This window comes from Stenotrophomonas sp. T8 (genome assembly GCF_051853085.1).
GTDB lineage: Bacteria > Pseudomonadota > Gammaproteobacteria > Xanthomonadales > Xanthomonadaceae > Stenotrophomonas > Stenotrophomonas sepilia.
This window is the reverse complement of record NZ_CP195329.1, coordinates 135,619-151,537: the sequence shown is the minus strand read 5'-3', so window position 1 is coordinate 151,537 and position 15,919 is coordinate 135,619. Positions and strand designations below refer to the sequence as shown.

Sequence of the window (15,919 nt, the reverse complement as noted above, 5' to 3'; positions counted from 1 at the left end):
CGGCGATCAGCGCGAACGCAGGGTCCACTTGCCGTCGCCGACCAGGAACAGCACCACCAGCGCCAATGCCCAGAACGCCGGGTATTCCCAGCCGCCGCCGGCATTGGCGAAACCGAAGCCGTTGGCGCCGTGCACGGTGACGATGGTGCCCAGCAGCAACGGGACGCCGGCCAGGCCCACCCAGCGCGCGTAGATGCCCAGCAGCAGCGCAGTGGTGATCACCAGCTCGGCGCCGATGGTGAGGTAAGCCAGCACGCCGGGCAGGCCCAGCGATTCGAAAAATGCCGCCGTACCGGCCGGGGTGAATACCAGCAGCTTGATCAGCGCATGGACCAGGAACAGCACGCCCAGGGCCAGGCGCAGCAGGGTGGCACCGTACGGGGCCAGCGGCGAGACAGGAGCGGTCGTGGTGTGCATGGCAAAGCACCTTGACGGGAGTGGAGACAGGTTATTGCGCCTTCATGAGACGATAAATACGATCGTTTGACCTTATTTATTTCAGAAGACGCAACAATGGACACCCTCGAGGCGATGCGCGTGTTCGTAGCGGTGGTCGAGCGCAACGGCTTCAGTGCCGCCGCGCAGGCCCTGGACATGTCGACCGCCGGCGTCACCCGCCAGGTCGCGGCACTGGAAAAGCGCCTGTCCACCCGCCTGCTCCACCGCACCACCCGGCGGGTCAGCCCCACCAGCACCGGCGCCGCCTACTACGCCCAGTGCGTGCGCCTGCTGGCCGAGTTCGACGCGCTGGAGGCCAGCATCGGCGCGCAGGCGCTGGAACCCTCCGGCACGCTGCGCATCAACGCACCGGTCAGCTGGGGCATCGCCCGCCTTGGCCCGTTGCTGGCCAGCTACCGCGAGCGCTTCCCGCAGGTGGAACTGGACCTGGCCCTGTCCGACCGCCTGGTGGACATGGTCGAGGAAGGCTACGACGTGGCCATCCGCATCACCCGCGAGCCGAGCCCGGCGCTGATCGCGCGCCGGCTGGGCGAATCGCGGGTGAGCCTGTGCGCGGCGCCGTCCTACCTGGCTGCACGCGGCACCCCACAGACGCCGCAGGACCTGCAGGATCACGCGTGCCTGAGCTACAGCTACTGGGCCGCTGGCGACCACTGGCCGCTGCAGGGACCCGGCGGTGAAGTGAAGGTGGCGGTGAACAGCCTGCTGCACGCCAACAACGGCGACGTGCTGCGCGAAGCGGCGATCGCCGGCATGGGTGTGATCCTGCAACCCGACTTCCTGCTGAAAGACGCGCTGGCCGATGGCCGCCTGGTGCGCGTGCTACCGGAATGGGAGGCCTCGCCGATCGGCATCTTCGCGGTGTATGCCAGCCGTAGCCACCTGGCGCCGAAGGTGCGCAGTTTCATCAACCACCTGGTGGAGGCCGGGGTGTAGCCGAGTCTCGCGCTTGCCGGCCAGCGGCCGGCACTACCGTCATGCTTCCGTCTGATGCTTGCCGGCCAGCGACCGGCACTACCGTCATGCTTCAGTCGGATGCCTGCCGGCCAGCGGCCGGCACTACCGTCATGCTTCGGTCGGATGCCTGCCGGCCAGCGGCCGGCACTACCGTCATGCTTCGGTCGGGCGCCTGCCGGCCAGCGACCGGCACTACCGTCATGCTTCAGTCGGGTGTGCTGGCCGCTGGCCGGCAAATACGAAAATCCGTAATGTTTCGGTCGGGTAGTGCCGGCCGCTGGCCGGCAAATACGAAGCCCCGATCAGGCAGGGACTTCATCCAGCGCGTCGATGATCCGCTCCAGCGGCGCCGGCCGCCCCAGCAGGTAGCCCTGCACCTGGTCGCAGCCGTGCGCGGCCAGCCAGTCCAGCTGCCCCGGCGTTTCAACGCCCTCGGCGATGATGGTCAGGCCCATGCTGTGGCCGAGCGACAGCAATGCGCGGCAGATCGAGGCGTTGCGCGGATTGGTTTCCACGTCGGCGACGAAACTGCGATCGATCTTCAGGATGTCCAGCGGCAGGTGTTGCAGGTAGGACATGCTGGAATAGCCGGTGCCGAAATCATCCAGCGACACGCGGATGCCCTGCTCGTGCAGGCGTTGCATGGTCTGCATCGCCTGCGCCGGCTTGCGCATCAGGCTGCTCTCGGTCAGCTCCACGTGCAGTGCGCCGCGAGCCAGTCCGAACTCCTGCTGGACGCGGGTGAATTCGGCCACCAGGTCGCTGTTGAAGAACTGCACTGCCGACACGTTGACCGCGATCGGCAGCTCGCCCCAACCGGCCTCGACCAACCGGCGCTGTGCCTTCGCCGCGGCGCGGATCACCCAGCGGCCCAGTGCCAGGATCAACCCGGTGTCCTCGCACAGCTGGATGAACTCGTTGGGCGGGATGAAGCTGCCATCGGCCTGCGGCCAGCGCAGCAGTGCCTCCAGCGCGGCCGGGCTGCCATCGCTGGCATGCCGGATGGGCTGGAAATACAGCTGGAATTCGTTGTCGATGGCGGCATGGATGCGCCCGGCCAGGCGCAGGCGGTCGGCCAGCCGCGTGGTCACTGCCGCATCGAACCAGACCACCACGTTGCCCTCGGCACGCGCCGCGTGCGCGGCCTGTGCGGCCATGCCGATCACCTGCTCGGCGCTGTGGCCGTCGCCGGCAGTGTGCACGGCCACACCGATGCGCGGTTCGAACTGGTGCAGCGAATCCTTGCCACGCATCGGCGCTGACACGATCTGCAGCAGGTCATCCAGCACGCGCTGGGTATCGTGCTCGGCCCCGATCGCGAACACGAAGTCTTCCGCCGGCTGGAATGCCAGCGTGCCGCAACGCGCCCCCAGTCCACCGAGCCGGGTCGCCATCGACTGCAGCACCGCATCGCCGATCTCACGGCCCAGCGTATCGGCCACAAGCTGCAGGCCACGCAACTGCACGAAGGCGATGGTGTAGCCCTGCTGCTGCTCGTCCAGCTGTTCGGTCAGGGCGCGCACGTTGAGCAGGCCAGTGGCCGGGTTGTGCCGTGCCCGATAGGCCAGGTCGCGCTCGTAGGCCAGCCTTTCGCTGACATCCTCGGCCAGCACGAGGCACGCCGGCTGTCCATCGAAATCGAGTTTGGACAGGTGTGCGCGCACCTCGAACACACTACCGTCCTTGCGCCGGTGCAGGCGCACGGTCGCGTCCGGAGGATCGCCCACCTGTGCGCGCTGGATGGCACCCCGCACCTCGTCCCAGCCTTCGCGCGGGCGGATGTCGAGGATGCTCATCGCCAGGAACTCGTCGCGGCTGTAGCCGTACTGGCGCACCGCAGCGTCGTTGACCTCGATGAAGCGCAGCGTATCCGGGTCGAACACCCAGAACGGTGCAGGATTGCGGTCGAACAGCAGCCGGAAGCGCCGTTCCACTTCGCTCACCTGCTCGCGCGCCTGGTAACGCTCGCTCAGGTCGGTCAGCGCGCCGATCATGCGCCGCTCGCTGTCGGCCACTTCCACCCGCTGCCCACGCGCGCCCACCCAGCGCACCTCGCCCCCGGGCAATACCAGGCGGAACACCTGGTCGAGCACGGCGCCGCCGGCGAATGCCTGGTCAAAGGCATGCTGCAGGCGCGCGGCATCGTCGCGGTGCACGCGTGCGAAGAAATCGGCCACCGGCAGCGCATCGGTCTGCACGCCAAAAATCTCGCGCGCCAGCGGCGACCAGCGCAGCAATGCGGCGTCCTCATCCACGTACCAGGTACAGACACGACCGACCTGGTGCGCAAGACGCAGCTCGGCGTGGCCTGTTTTCAGCTCCTCGGCCATCGCCTGCTGGCTGCGGGTGCTGCGCCGCACGGCGTACAGCAGCACCAGCAACACCGCGATGTAAGCCAGTACGATCGCCACCGACGCCTGCAGGTACGGCCACCACGGCGCCAGTACGTCTTCGTCGGCCAGGCCGACCTGCACCGCCAGCGGGCTGTGTTCCAGCGTGCTGATGGTCATGATGCGCGGTACGCCGTCGACCACACCCGGCACGCTGCCCAGCTCGACCACCGCCTGCGTGCCGAGCAGGTCACGGCGCGGCAGGCCGTAGCGGCGGCCCACCGTGCCGTGCGGATCAGGCACGCGGGCCAGCATGTAACCCTCGGCATCGCTGATCGAGACCAGTCCGTTGGGGCCGACATCGAGGCCGCCGACGATGCGTTGCAGTTCGCCACAGCGCAGCCGTGCCAGCAGCCAGCGTTCGCCGGCCATCGGCAGCGCCAACGGCACCACCCAACCGCCATCGCTGGCCCGCTGCGGCGGGCCGATGTACAGGGCGCTGCCCTGGCCACGACGCTGCGGGTCGGTCCACAGCGGCAGCTGCAGGTCGCCCTCGCCGGCCGTCAACGGTCGGCCATGGCGGTCGAGCACGGCGATGCTGTGCAGTTCGGCATGCCGGCCCAGCACCCCGCCGATGGAGGCATCCATCAAGGCCGGCGCCTGCGCCGGCACGCTGCGGAACAGCTCGGCGGCGTCGGCGGCGATGCCGGACATGGCGCGCTCCAGGTTGCGCAGTTCCAGCGCCAGCAGGCGCTCGCTGCCCACCGCCAGCGCCCGGCTCTGCCGCTGTGCCGCTTCCAGGCGGCGGTGGTAGTCATTGACCAGCATGAGGGTCAGGCCGGTTACCAGCAGCACGCCCAGCAGCACTCCGCCCCAGGTAATGGCGCGCAGCGGGCGGGCCAACGCGCGTTTCAGCGCGGGCATCGGCGGGTGTTCCTTGTGCAGTCGGCTGGCTTCATGCGCGAACGAATCCTCCACGTCCCCGACCTCAACGGCCGGTGGACGCCATTCTTGACGCCTGACCCGCCCCCGCATGGCCACCTCCCCGTGTCCGCGCAGGGCTCCAGGGTCCAGCATGCACCACCCCGGTGACGGCGTGAAGATCGCGTCTGCGCGTTCAGCCAGATCCTGCACAGGACGGGCGGCGCAAGGACGCGGCCAGTGGCGCCGGAGCGGATTAGACTTGGGGTTTTCCGCTGCAAGAGAAGTCCATGTCCAAGCTGCGCCGTCCCACCCTGGCGCTGGCCATCGTTGCCAGCCTGTCCCTGGCCGCCTGTGACCGCCCGGCCGAACCGGCCGCCGGTGCCACCGCGCCGGCCGATGCCGCCCCCGCTGCGGCCAAGCCGATGCTGGGCAGTTTCGGCTTCGATGCCAGCGGCATGGATCGCAGCATCGCCGCCGGCGACGACTTCTTCGGCTTCGCCAATGGCACCTGGGTGAAGAACACCGAGATTCCGGCCGACCGCTCGCGCTTCGGCAGCTTCAACGTCATTGCCGAGAAGACCCTGGCCGACACCCGCGCCATCCTTGAAGGGGCGGCCGGCAACACCAAGGCCAGCGGTGACGACAAGCTGATCGGCGACTACTACGCTGCCTACATGGACGAAGCCGGCATCGAGCAGCGCGGCGTTGCACCCGTGGAGCCGCAGCTGAAGGCGATCGATGCGATCGCCGACAAGGCCGGGCTGGCCCGCGCCCTCGGCGGCGACCTGCGCGCCGACGTCGACCTGCTCAATGCCACCAACTTCTACACCGACCGCCTGTTCGGCCTGTGGGTGTCGGTGGACCTGCTGCAGCCGGACCGCACCGCGCCGTACCTGGTGCAGGGCGGGCTGGGCATGCCCGACCGCGATTTCTACCTGGGCGGCGGCCGCATGGCCGAGCTGCGCAAGCAGTACCAGGCCTACATCGCGCAGATGCTGCAGCTGGCCGGTGTGGCCGATCCGGCCGGCAAGGCGCAGCGCATCCTGGCACTGGAAACGAAGATCGCGCAGGCGCATGCCACCCAGGAAGAAACCAATGATGTGACCAAGGGTGCCAATCCGTGGACCCAGGCCGACTTCAATGCCAAGGCGCCCGGCATGGACTGGAACGCCTTCCTCGACGCGGCCGCGCTGGGCAAGCAGCAGGACTTCATCGTGTGGCAGCCCAAGGCCGTGGCCGGCCTGTCCAGGCTGGTCGCCACCGAGCCACTGGAGGTGTGGAAGGACTACCTGGCCTTCCACGCGCTGGACCGTGCCGCCGCCTACCTGCCGAAGAAGTTCGCCGATGCCCGCTTCGCCTTCCATGGCACCGCGCTGAGCGGCACGCCGCAGCAGAGCGACCGCTGGAAGCGCGCCGTCGATGATGCCAACCATGCCGTCGGCGAAGCGATCGGCAAGCGCTATGTCGAGAAGCACTTCGACGCGAAGACCAAGGAACGCGCGGACGAGATGGCCAAGAACATCATCGCCGCCTTCGCCAAGCGCATCGACGCGTTGGCGTGGATGTCGCCGCAGACCAAGGCGAGCGCCAAGGCGAAGGTGGCCGGCCTGACCGTGGGCATGGGCTATCCGGAAAAGTGGCGCGACTACACCGGCCTTGAGATCCGCCGTGATGACCCGCTGGGCAATGCGCAGCGCGCCGAGCTGTTCGAGTACCAGCGCAACATCGCCAAGCTGGGCAAGCCGGTCGACCACAGCGAGTGGGCGATGCTGCCGCAGACCATCAACGCGATGAACGTACCGCTGGAAAACCGCCTGGTGTTCCCGGCCGCGATCCTGCAGCCGCCGTTCTTCGACGGCGCCGCCGACGACGCGGTGAACTACGGTGCGATCGGCGCGGTGATCGGCCACGAGATCAGCCATGGCTTCGACAACGCCGGTGCGCTGTTCGATGAAACCGGCAAGCTGCACAACTGGTGGACCGCCGAGGACCTGAAGCAGTTCAACGCCGCCGGTGATGCGCTGGCCGCGCAGTTCAGCAGCTACGAGCCGTTCCCCGGCGTGCATGTGAACGGCAAGCTGACCCTGGGCGAGAACATTGCCGACGTGGCCGGCCTGGGCACCGCCTACGATGCCTACCAGCTGTCGCTGCAGGGCAAGCCGGGCCAGACCCTGGAAGGCTTTACCCCGGACCAGCGCTTCTTCCTCGGCTTCGCCCAGGCGTGGCGCAGCAAGAGCCGCGAGCAGGCGCTGCGCAACTCGCTGCTGACCGATGTGCATGCACCGGGCCAGTTCCGCGCACTGACCGTGCGCAACATCGACGCCTGGTACCCGGCGTTCGAGGTGAAGGAAGGCCAGAAGCTGTACCTGGCCCCGGACAAGCGGGTCAAGGTGTGGTGATGTAACCGGAACGGGCGCCGCAAGGCGCCCGTTTCACTTGCGGGTAGCTGCCAACCTTGGTTGGCGCTTCCGCGGCACCGCGAAAAGCGTGCCAACCAAGGTTGGCACCTACCAGGCAACCGCGGGCCACTCGCGCAGGATCTCCACCGGCGCGCCCATGCGTGCACAGGCGCGGCTGGCGAGGCCGTCGGGCAGCGCACGGCGGAACAGCGGCGCCATGCCCTGCATCAGCTTCGCAGACGCCGCAGCCTGGGCGCGCTGACGGCCACTGCGTGCAAGCATGCCTTCGGCCCAGTCCGGCAGCAGCGCCGCGCCCGCACCGAGGAACACCTCGCGCGACAGCCCCGGCACCGGTACCGGCAGGCGCACGCCGGACAGCACCTCCAGCACCTCGCGCGAGCGCTCATCCACACGCAGCTCCGGCTGACGTGCACAGAAGTACGCCGCCACTTCCGCTTCGCTGCGCGGCACATCCACCGCGCCCAGTGCCTCGGCCACGCAACGGTACTCGTCGTAATAGCGATCGGCGATGTGCGCCGGCACCTCGCGCCCGTAGCGTCGGAACCCCTGCAGGAAACCGAAGGCTTCGGTCACGTGCACCCAGGTCAGCAACTGCGGATCGTCGGCGGCGTAGGGCTCGCCCTGCGCGGTCTGGCCGCGGATCTGCGCATGGATGCGGCGCACCCTGGCCACCAGCGCCTCCACCTCGCCGCTGGGCGCATAGCTGGTGCCGGCAACGAAGGCCGTGGTGCGGCGCAGCCGACCCACCAGGTCCTGGCGGAAATTGGAGTGGTCATAGACCCCGGCCAGCGCGCGTGGGTGCAGGGTCTGCAGCATCAGCGCGCACAGGCCACCGGCGAGCATCGAGGGAAATTCGGCGTGCAGCCGCCAGGTGACGCTGTCCGGGCCGAACCAGCCCGGGTCGCCCTGCGGATGGTCGTAGTCGATACCACTCTGGCCGCGCGGGAAGGCGTCCAGTACCCAGCGTCGGATCGGCGCCGTGACGGGGCGGGAGAGTCGCTGCAGCAAAGCCGGCATCACAGGTCCAGAAGAGGCGGAAGAACAGTCGCGTCTTGCGCGGTTGGCTCCGATTCTCGGCGATCACGCCTCTGGCGGCGAGCCTCCCCGCTCAGCGACGGTTTCATGTGCGGTCGCAGCACGTTTCACCCTGCGACATCCTGTCGCAGGCCGTGACCGCGATGCTGCGTCGCATCAATTTTCACTCCCACCGGTCAAACCCTTGCGCCGCTTGGCATTGCCCCCATTGCACGGCTCGCTGGAAGTGCTAGAACTGGATCCGCCACACCGTCCAATGCTGATCGACGCACGTTCCACAAGGAGCCAGCCATGATTGCCTTGTTCAAGGGTTTGGGAATTCTGCTTCGCGACAACGAGCTCTACAGCAGCCCGTTCGACAAACAGGTGGCGCACTGGCGCAACCTCAGCGAGCAGCAGATCCGCGATGAAGTGGCTGTGCTGGCCCAGGCCAAGTGCCAGTGGCTGATCGCCTCGATCGTCGGCTGGCAGGCGGCCTCGCTGCTGATCCTGGGCCTGATCGCCAACTACCTGTGGCGCGACGACTTCCATATCACCTTCACCCGCGTGGTGATCGTGTTCGGCTCGTGGGTCTCGATCCTGTTCGTGATCTGGTTCATGGCCAACATGTTCGATCAGCAGGCCGGCTTCGAGCGCTGGATGAAGGCGTTCAACAGCCGCGCCCGCATCAGTTCCAAGGCCGACAGCGTGGAGCACGTGGCCGAGGCGCTGGACCTGGCCGAGCACTACCCGGAAGTGCTGGACTATAAGCAGGCGGTCACCGCCAGGCGCGAACTGCGCCACGAGGACATCCGCATCATGACCGAGATCGGCCGGATGAAGCAGCACTCCGAACTGGTCGGCCGCCTCAACCATGTGGGCGAGACCGAGCACCATCACGACCTGACACTGCAACCTGCCTACTGAGCCTTCAGGGAAGCGGGGGGACCCACACTGCCACCGTGATCACTCACGGTGGCAGTGTTCTATCGGGTCCTGGCTGACGCACTGGCGGAAGCCGTCGGGTAGCCCACGCATGGCCTCGGTCTTGCCTGCTGCAACGGCAAACCGGCGCAGCGGCGGTGTGGTGCACGCGGCATCGGTGCTGCACGCTGGGTCCAGCACCAGGTAATGGCAGTGGCCACTGCTGCTGGCAATGCACTGAAAGCGCGCCTCGCCATCGACCACCGTACTCTTGCTGTACAACGTGTCCACGCCGTTGGCATGGGTGCGGGTGATCGAGGTGTTGCGGGATTTTTCGCAGCCGGCCAGTGCCAGCACGGCAACGCACGCAATCAGCAGACGGGACATGTTCATTCCTCGGTGCAGGGGGATGCGGCTGCGGCTACATGCCGCGGAACAGGCTCATGAACGGCTGGCTGACCACCAGCGTCTCCGTCCGCCCGCGCAGGCGCAGCACGCCGCGCCCGGTATCGTCGCGGCTGACCGCCGCCACTGCCTTCATGTTGACGATGGTCGAACGATGGATCTGGCGGAAGTGCTGCGCATCGAGCACTTCCAGCAGCTCGCGCAATGGCGTGCGCAGCAGGCTTTCGCCGCTGGCGGTGACCACGGTCGTGTACTTGTTGTCCGCGCGGAAGTACGCCACGTCTTCCAGCATGATCAGCTGCGTCTCGCGCCCATTGCTGGCGGTGATCCAGGCCAGTGGCGGGCGCTCGGCCGCGCCCTGCGATGGGCCCAGCCGCTGCAGCAGGCGCTCGAGCACGGCATCGTCCTGGCGCGTCGATGGCAGCCGCGACAGGATGCGTTCGCGGGTGGCCAGCAGGCGCTCGTCGCTGACCGGCTTCAACAGGTAATCCATCGCGCCCTGTTCGAACGCATCGATGGCGTACTGGTCGTAGGCGGTGACGAACACTACCTGGGTGCGCGGGCTCAGCTCGGACAGCGAGCGTGCCACCTCGATGCCGCTGATGCCAGGCATGCGGATATCGAGAAAGGCGATGTCCGGCTGCTTCTCGGCCAGCTGCTCCAGCGCGCTGGCGCCGTCTTCGCACTCGGCCACCAGCTTCAGGTCCGGCCACAGCCGGCGAAGTTGCTCCACCAGCGACTGCCGCAGCAGTTCTTCGTCTTCAGCGATCAGTGCCTCAAGCGGCATGGCTGCGCTCCTTGTGCGACTGCGGCAGGGTCATGGTCGCTGCCACGCCGCTGGGGAAGTTGGCGACGATCGCCACGCCGGCCTGCTCACCACAGGTCAGGCGCAGGCGCTCGCGCAGGTTCTTCAGGCCGATGCCGGTACCACTGGTGCCCTGGCCGAAGCCGAGCCCATCGTCGGCCACGGTCACCGTCACGTGGTCGTCGAAGCCGCGCGCCAGGATCCAGATCGTGCCTCCGCCGGGCTTGGGTTCAAGGCCATGCTTGATCGCGTTTTCCACCAGCGTCTGCAGCGCCATCGCCGGCAGGTGCACGCCATGCAGTTCGCTGGGCACCTGCACTTCCACCGCCAGCCGTGCGCCCATGCGGATGCGCAGGATCTCCAGGTAGGCGCGGGTGCGTTCCAGCTCCACGCCCAGCGTGGACACCGATTCGTCCACCTGTGGCAACGAGCTGCGCAGGTACTGGATCAGGTGGCCGAGCATCTGCTCGGCCCGTGCCGGGTCGGTGCGGGTCAATACCTGCGCGTTGGCCAGCGTGTTGTAGAGGAAGTGCGGTTCCACCTGCGCATGCAGCAGGTTCAGCCGCGCCACCGACAGTTCCTTTTCCACCTGGGTCTGTTCGGCCGCAGCCTGTTCGTCGCGGCGCTGGTCGGCGACGCGGCGACTGATCGCACGGGTGACTGCTTCAGCGTTCTCGAAGTTGCTGCCCTCGTCCAGCGCCAGCAGGTCGGCCCACCAGCCGGCATCGGGTTCGAACAGCAGGGTAACGGTGCTGGTGCCCTGCCCCGGCGTGACCGTTGCCAGCACGCTGTTGCGCTTGATCGCCAGCCGCGCAGGCAGGTTCCAGCGCGACGGCTGGCGGCCATTCCAGAGATCGACCCGGCGCACATAGGCGCGCACCTGCAGGCTGCCGGCCGAGCTTTCCACGTCTTCCACGCGGGGTAGTTCGGAGATTGCCGCCTCCACCACCGAGAAGGCGTGGCCGGCGTCCATCGGCAGTTCGATCTGGCGGCGCTGGCGACCGGACAGGGTGGTGGCGTCCAGGCGACCGGCCACCAGCCAGACCCGGCGGATGTGGGTGATGGCACTGCCCAGCGCGGAAATGATCAGGAACATCGCCAGCAGGCCGAAAATCCAGCCCGGGCCATCGTTCATGCCACTGAAGATGCCGCTCCAGACCATGCCAGCGACGAACAGCGCCGCAGCCCAGGCCAGCAGGTGACGGAACAGGAGTGAGAGGCTGGCGAACACGGCGGCGCCTTGGAGGAAGGGGGTGAGCCGAGCATAGGGCGGCCGGCCGGGCAAGCAAGCGGCCTGCGACGAAGGGCCGGAAAGTGCGGATGGAAGCCGTTCTGGTAGTGCCGGCCGCTGGCCGGCATCCCGTTATGTCCGCAAACCTGGCAGCAGTGCCGGCCAGCGGCCGGCACTACCGGTGCTTCTTACTTGCGCTGGCCGGCGCTGGCGTCACGCACGGCGCGGAACGACTCGTCCTTGCTCCAGTTCGGCCAGGCACGGGAGTTGGCCAGCTGGTTGCCCAGCGTGTACAGCACTTCCAGGTCGCGGGCGGCACCGGCGAACACCCAGTCCGGCTGCCATTCGTCGCCCTGCTGGTGGTAACGCTTGGCGGTGTAGTCCTCGGAGGCTTTCTTGCCTGCGGCGACGCCACCGTCCACCCAGTCCTGGCCGGCCGACCAGGACAGCGCCGGCACGCCACGCTTGGCGAACGGGAAGTGATCGGAGCGGAAGAACAGGCCCGCTTCCGGCTTCGGGTCCGGCGTGTAGCGGATATCCCAGCCCTTAGCCACGTCCTTCAGCTGGTCCAGCAGCTCGAAACGCGCGGCGCCGTAGATGCCGAAGTCACGCGACGGGCCGAACGGCGCCATGCCGTCCATGTTGATCACCGCCACGGTCTTTTCCAGCGGGTACAGCGGATGGGTGGCGTAGTACTCCGACCCCAGCAGGCCCTTTTCCTCGGCGGTGACCGCCAGGAACAGCAGCGAGCGCTGCGGGCGCTTTTCCTTGGCGAAGCCACGGGCAAGCTCGATCAGCGAGGCGGTACCGCTGGCGTTGTCCAGTGCGCCGTTGAAGATGCGGTCGCCACGCGCGTCCGGCTCGCCCACGCCGATGTGGTCCCAGTGCGCGCTGTAGATGATCGTCTCGTCCGGGTGGCGGCTGCCTTCCAGGCGTGCGGCCACGTTGTGCGAGGTGATCACTTCGGTCTTTACCGCGTACTTGGCGTCCAGGCTGGCGCCGGTCAGCGGCACCGGGGTGAAGTCGCGCTGCTGCGCCTTCTTCTTCAGCGCCTCGAAGTCCTGCCCGGCGGAGCGGAACAGCTCCACCGCCAGGTCGCGCTGGATCCAGCCTTCCAGCAGCGGGTGGCTTTCGGCCGGGTTGTCGCGCACCACGTCGAACATGGTGTTGGTGTTGGAACCGGCCACGGTGGCCCAGCCATAGGAGGCCGGTGCGGTCTCGTGCACGATCAGCACGCCCAGTGCACCCTGGCGCGCGCCTTCCTCGTACTTGTAGGTCCAGCGGCCGTAGTAGGTCATGCCCTTGCCGTCGAAATCACCCTGGCCGGTCTCGAAGTCCGGATCGTTGATCAGTACGACGGCGATCTTGCCCTTCAGGTCCACGCCCTTGAAGTCGTCCCAGTTGCGCTCCGGCGCTTTCACGCCATAGCCGAGGAACACCAGCGGGGCCTTGCTGATGTCGACGTTGCTGGCGCCGTTCATGGCGGCGCGCACGGCAATCTGCTTGCCCTGCTCCAGCGTAACGGTCTTGCCGCCCTGGTGCAGCGCCAGCTGCGGTGTGCCGACGATGTCGCCCTTGCGCAGCGGCACGGCCTGGGTCCACAGGCGCTTGCCGTCCTTCAGGTCGCCGCCCGGCTGCAGCCCGGCATCGGCGAACTGCTTGCTGAGATAGGCGATGGTCTTCTCTTCGCCGGCGGTGGCCGGCGAGCGGCCTTCGTAGGCGTCGGAGGCCAGTTCCTTGACGTCGGCGGAGATCCGCGCGCCATCGAATTTCGGGGTGGCCGCCATCAGTGCGCTCGACACCGACAGGGCCAGCACGCCCAGTACCACTCGTTTCATTGCTCTCTCCAGCAGGGAAATCCTTCTGGAGTGTAATGGGATTCGGCAGGGCTGCGCCCTGCGCCTGCCGAAACAACGGCAACAGCCGAAGCAACAGCAAAAGCTGGTTTCCTGAGGGTAGGCGGGGTGGGTCCGGCTGCTGTTGGTGGGGTCTCGACCTTGGTCGACACGAACGGAAACACGAAGGGGTCAGATCCCTTTCCCGGCAGGAAAGGGCTCTGACCCCATCTGTGTGTTGCTTGGGCGTGTTACCAGTTCGGGTCTTCGGCCGGGGCGGCAGCAGGCTTGGGCTTCGGCTTGGCCACCGGGCGCGCGGCGGTAGCCGGTGCTGCCGAGGCCGTTGCGCCAGCAGCAGCGGCAGCCGGCTTGCTGCCCAGCTTCTGGCGCAGTTCGATCTGGCCCGGACGGAAGCCGCCGCGCATCGCGTCAACGCCATCTTCGATGGTGCCGTACGAGGTCTGCGCAGCCACGCGGTCGATGCGGATGGTGCAGCACGGGTGTTCGCTGCGGCCCAGCGAACGGCCAGTCTGTGGGTCCTTCAGTTCCTCGCCCAGGCGCACGGCCTGCCAGCGCTGGCCGGCCTGCACGGTGTCACCGCCCTGGCTCAGCACCACCTGGTCACCGTCCACCGACACCACCGATACCGGGAACAGCGTGGTGACGATGCTGGTGCCGATCTGGCCGGACAGCGATTCCATCATCGCCGCAGCCATGTTGCGGCCGTTCACCACACGCGGCAGGGTGCTCGGGCCGGTCGAGGCCAACTGGTGGTCGAAGCTGTCGGACATCACCACCTGGCCGGTGGTGGCGTTGATTAGGCGCAGGGTGATGCGGCCGCCACCGGAGTACGAGGTCACCTGACGGTCGGACATGCGCAGGTTGCGCACGCTGCGCGGGTACTCGAAGCGTTCGATGGTCGGGATCAGGATCAGGTCGGTCGCCAGCTGCTGGCCGACGCGGGCAGTGTCCTGCAAACGCACGTTGCCGCTGTTGATGTGGTCGATCTCGGCCTGCAGTTCGTCGCCGAACTCGCGATCCAGCACGATGAAGCGCTGGGTCTGGGTCAACGTGTCGGACAGGCGTGCGCGGATCGCGTCGGCCACTTCATCGGCGCTCACGCGGCCATCGCCCACGGCATAGCTGCCGGCCTTCGTACGCGGCAGCGCGACCACGATCTTCGGCTTGCCCTGCTCGTCCGGTGCGCGGTACTGGGCGATCTGGGCACGCACGCGTACCTTCCAGTAGCTGCGCATGCTGCGGTGGGTCACGTCGGAATCGAACGAGCTTGCGCCACGCTTGGCATCGACGCTGACCTTCTCGTCGTAGCTTTCCCTGACGCTGGCCGAGGCACCGCCGCCCTTGGCCGTGGCTTCGCCAGAGGCGCTGGCAGAGGCCGAGCCCTTGAAGCTCCAGCCTTCATCGCTGGCGCGCACGCGGGCGATGGTTTCCTCGTCCAGCTGCCGCACTTCGTCCTGCGACAGGATTTCATAGCCCAGCACCGCGCCCTGCGAGCCGGCGATCATCTGCTGGGTGAACGCGTCGGCGCGGATATCGCCGACGTGTTCATCATCCACGTCCACATGCAGGCCTGCGCGCAGGCCCTGCATCTGGCTGGCCACGCGTACGCCGTTGACCTGCGCCACCGCCGACTGCAGCGCCGCCAGCACCGCCAGTTCCGGGGTGCTGCCGATGCCGTCGGCCTCGCGCGCGACCTGGGTGGTGCCGCCGAAATCCGGCGTGCCACGCAGGGGCGCTGCTTCCACTGGCGCATTGCTGGCCAGTGCACTGGTTGCCTTGTCCTTGGCGGGTGTGGGCGCATTGGCGGCCGGGGTGTCCTGCTTGCCGCAGGCTGCAAGCAGCACGGCAGCCAGGCCCAGGCCGATCAAACGGGAGGTCGTACGCATGGGGTTGATCCTCGGATCAGATCGAGTCGAGCATCGAATCGGCGTTCGACGGCACCTTCACCTTGCTCTTCTTGGCGAAGGTCACGGCCGACTTGGTCGAGCCGTACAGGCCCTGGATGAAGCCCGGCGATTCCTTGGCCACCCATGCACCGGCAGCCAGCTTGCGGCCGACGGTGGCCATCTGGGTGGCGCCCAGGTTCTTCATGCCGGCGGTGAAGTTGCTGGCTTCGCCGCCCAGCTTCTGCGCTTCGGCAGCCGACGCCAGCAGCGAGACCAGGCCTTCGGCATAGTGCTGCTTGGATTCAGCGTTCAGCTCCGGCTGCGCGGCCTGGCGCTCGTCGATCGCGGCCTGAGCGGCTTCGCTGACCGACACCGACTTCTTCATCGCATCGACGCTGACCGAACCCGACGACAGCGCCTGGCGCTCGGCTTCCAGCAGCTGCACCTGCTCGGCCAGGCCGAAGGCACGGGCGAACGAGGTCTGGGCCTGCAGCGAGTGCGACTGCGAGCTGACGAAACGACGCACCAGTGCTTCCTGCGCGGCTTCATCCGGTGCGGCGGCGCTGGAGGCGCTGCTGCTGGAGGTACCGGTGGCGGCGCCGGCCAGGTCCTTCAGCTTGCCCAGGCCAGCGTGCGCCGGCATCGACAGGGTGGCGGCCGCGATGGCCAGGACAAGAGCGGTATTGCGGATCATGTGAGAGTCCTTTG

The 15,919-nt window shown here is 67.7% G+C and carries 12 protein-coding genes; 3 read left to right on the top strand and 9 right to left on the bottom strand.

Annotated elements, in window-relative coordinates:
- Nucleotides 1–6 precede the first annotated feature (6 nt).
- Nucleotides 7–417 (bottom strand): DoxX family protein, encoded by a 411-nt coding sequence (locus ACSDHM_RS00705; RefSeq protein ID WP_061478627.1) that lies wholly within the window; start codon nucleotides 415–417, stop codon nucleotides 7–9.
- Nucleotides 418–513: 96 nt separating this feature from the next.
- Here ACSDHM_RS00705 and ACSDHM_RS00700 point away from each other — a divergent pair, with 96 nt between their 5' ends.
- Complete coding sequence (locus tag ACSDHM_RS00700; RefSeq protein WP_072167727.1) at nucleotides 514–1,395, top strand: LysR family transcriptional regulator; 882 nt, start codon at nucleotides 514–516, stop codon at nucleotides 1,393–1,395.
- A 323-nt stretch (nucleotides 1,396–1,718) separates the two neighbouring features.
- Here ACSDHM_RS00700 and ACSDHM_RS00695 read toward each other — a convergent pair whose 3' ends face one another.
- The gene (locus tag ACSDHM_RS00695; RefSeq protein ID WP_088496439.1) at nucleotides 1,719–4,781 is read right to left on the bottom strand and encodes a bifunctional diguanylate cyclase/phosphodiesterase; all 3,063 of its coding nucleotides are present in this window, start codon (nucleotides 4,779–4,781) and stop codon (nucleotides 1,719–1,721) included.
- 176 nt (nucleotides 4,782–4,957) lie between these two features.
- Between ACSDHM_RS00695 and ACSDHM_RS00690 the strand changes: the two genes are divergently transcribed.
- Complete coding sequence (locus ACSDHM_RS00690) at nucleotides 4,958–7,069, top strand: M13 family metallopeptidase (protein WP_072167725.1); 2,112 nt, start codon at nucleotides 4,958–4,960, stop codon at nucleotides 7,067–7,069.
- Between the two features lie 108 nt (nucleotides 7,070–7,177).
- Here the strand turns inward: ACSDHM_RS00690 and ACSDHM_RS00685 are convergent, their stop codons facing one another.
- The gene (locus tag ACSDHM_RS00685; RefSeq protein ID WP_072167724.1) at nucleotides 7,178–8,107 is read right to left on the bottom strand and encodes an oxygenase MpaB family protein; all 930 of its coding nucleotides are present in this window, start codon (nucleotides 8,105–8,107) and stop codon (nucleotides 7,178–7,180) included.
- A gap of 309 nt (nucleotides 8,108–8,416) precedes the next feature.
- On the opposite strand from ACSDHM_RS00685, the gene ACSDHM_RS00680 reads away from it, so the two are divergent.
- Complete coding sequence (locus ACSDHM_RS00680) at nucleotides 8,417–9,031, top strand: hypothetical protein (RefSeq protein ID WP_049411437.1); 615 nt, start codon at nucleotides 8,417–8,419, stop codon at nucleotides 9,029–9,031.
- A 39-nt stretch (nucleotides 9,032–9,070) separates the two neighbouring features.
- Here the strand turns inward: ACSDHM_RS00680 and ACSDHM_RS00675 are convergent, their stop codons facing one another.
- The 6 genes from ACSDHM_RS00675 to ACSDHM_RS00650 all read right to left on the bottom strand — a co-directional run bounded on the left by ACSDHM_RS00675 (nucleotide 9,071) and on the right by ACSDHM_RS00650 (nucleotide 15,905).
- On the bottom strand, nucleotides 9,071–9,415 hold the full coding sequence (locus ACSDHM_RS00675) for a hypothetical protein (RefSeq protein ID WP_031270794.1): 345 nt from the start codon (nucleotides 9,413–9,415) through the stop codon (nucleotides 9,071–9,073).
- A 34-nt stretch (nucleotides 9,416–9,449) separates the two neighbouring features.
- Nucleotides 9,450–10,220 carry a LytR/AlgR family response regulator transcription factor gene (locus ACSDHM_RS00670; protein ID WP_134968927.1) on the bottom strand — a complete coding sequence of 257 codons (771 nt, stop codon included), beginning with the start codon at nucleotides 10,218–10,220 and terminating at the stop codon, nucleotides 9,450–9,452.
- Nucleotides 10,210–11,469 carry a sensor histidine kinase gene (locus ACSDHM_RS00665; RefSeq protein WP_069140068.1) on the bottom strand — a complete coding sequence of 420 codons (1,260 nt, stop codon included), beginning with the start codon at nucleotides 11,467–11,469 and terminating at the stop codon, nucleotides 10,210–10,212. Before ACSDHM_RS00665 ends, ACSDHM_RS00670 begins: the two co-directional genes overlap by 11 nt.
- 188 nt (nucleotides 11,470–11,657) lie before the next feature.
- Nucleotides 11,658–13,307, bottom strand: coding sequence for a M28 family metallopeptidase (locus tag ACSDHM_RS00660; RefSeq protein ID WP_439426565.1), 1,650 nt, complete (start codon nucleotides 13,305–13,307; stop codon nucleotides 11,658–11,660).
- Between the two features lie 248 nt (nucleotides 13,308–13,555).
- Nucleotides 13,556–15,211, bottom strand: coding sequence for a CsgG/HfaB family protein (locus tag ACSDHM_RS00655; protein WP_353080496.1), 1,656 nt, complete (start codon nucleotides 15,209–15,211; stop codon nucleotides 13,556–13,558).
- 16 nt (nucleotides 15,212–15,227) lie between these two features.
- Nucleotides 15,228–15,905: a hypothetical protein gene (locus ACSDHM_RS00650; protein ID WP_005415096.1), complete on the bottom strand. Its 678-nt coding sequence runs from the start codon at nucleotides 15,903–15,905 to the stop codon at nucleotides 15,228–15,230.
- Between the last annotated feature and the right edge of the window lie 14 nt (nucleotides 15,906–15,919).

Coding starts and splice junctions, on each gene's coding strand:
- ACSDHM_RS00705 (WP_061478627.1), bottom strand. CDS start 417: ATGCACACCACGACCGCTCCTGTCTCGCCGCTGGCCCCGTACGGTGCC.
- ACSDHM_RS00700 (WP_072167727.1), top strand. CDS start 514: ATGGACACCCTCGAGGCGATGCGCGTGTTCGTAGCGGTGGTCGAGCGC.
- ACSDHM_RS00695 (WP_088496439.1), bottom strand. CDS start 4,781: ATGCGGGGGCGGGTCAGGCGTCAAGAATGGCGTCCACCGGCCGTTGAG.
- ACSDHM_RS00690 (WP_072167725.1), top strand. CDS start 4,958: ATGTCCAAGCTGCGCCGTCCCACCCTGGCGCTGGCCATCGTTGCCAGC.
- ACSDHM_RS00685 (WP_072167724.1), bottom strand. CDS start 8,107: ATGCCGGCTTTGCTGCAGCGACTCTCCCGCCCCGTCACGGCGCCGATC.
- ACSDHM_RS00680 (WP_049411437.1), top strand. CDS start 8,417: ATGATTGCCTTGTTCAAGGGTTTGGGAATTCTGCTTCGCGACAACGAG.
- ACSDHM_RS00675 (WP_031270794.1), bottom strand. CDS start 9,415: ATGTCCCGTCTGCTGATTGCGTGCGTTGCCGTGCTGGCACTGGCCGGC.
- ACSDHM_RS00670 (WP_134968927.1), bottom strand. CDS start 10,220: ATGCCGCTTGAGGCACTGATCGCTGAAGACGAAGAACTGCTGCGGCAG.
- ACSDHM_RS00660 (WP_439426565.1), bottom strand. CDS start 13,307: ATGAAACGAGTGGTACTGGGCGTGCTGGCCCTGTCGGTGTCGAGCGCA.
- ACSDHM_RS00655 (WP_353080496.1), bottom strand. CDS start 15,211: ATGCGTACGACCTCCCGTTTGATCGGCCTGGGCCTGGCTGCCGTGCTG.
- ACSDHM_RS00650 (WP_005415096.1), bottom strand. CDS start 15,905: ATGATCCGCAATACCGCTCTTGTCCTGGCCATCGCGGCCGCCACCCTG.